This is a genomic window from Microbulbifer okhotskensis (assembly GCF_023895975.1).
GTDB lineage: Bacteria > Pseudomonadota > Gammaproteobacteria > Pseudomonadales > Cellvibrionaceae > Microbulbifer > Microbulbifer okhotskensis.
The window spans coordinates 1-369 of the sequence record NZ_JALBWM010000418.1; the positions used below are offsets into that span (position 1 = coordinate 1).

Here is a 369-nt window from a genome sequence, read left to right on the forward strand (position 1 = left end):
AGGCATAGGCGGTATTCGATTTTAGATCAGTGATACTGATCATGGAAATTTCGAGGCCGTGCTGTGATTCTCCGGCACTTCCGTTGTAATACCACCCCAGCCCCTCTGTTTTATGGCCTGACTTACTGACAAAGCTTGCATCTATGGCAGCTATGCGCTCTTGGTTGTGAGGAAATTCTTGTATAAATAATTCTTTATTGAACTGGGCGAAATCAAAATTTCTACGAGACCAACGGCGAAAGCGTTTCTCACTGGCAGAACTGTATCGCTCCATGTTCAGATAGGTTGTTTTTCCTTGAAATACTATCAGGACGGCAAACAGTGTGAGCATGAATTTCCTTTGCGGCCTTTTAATGTTGGACATTTTAG

The 369-nt window shown here is 43.4% G+C and carries 1 pseudogene; it reads right to left on the minus strand.

Annotated elements, in window-relative coordinates:
• Window positions 1–331, minus strand: a pseudogene (locus MO867_RS22750) (hypothetical protein); the annotation flags it as partial.
• Window positions 332–369: the final 38 nt, after the last annotated feature.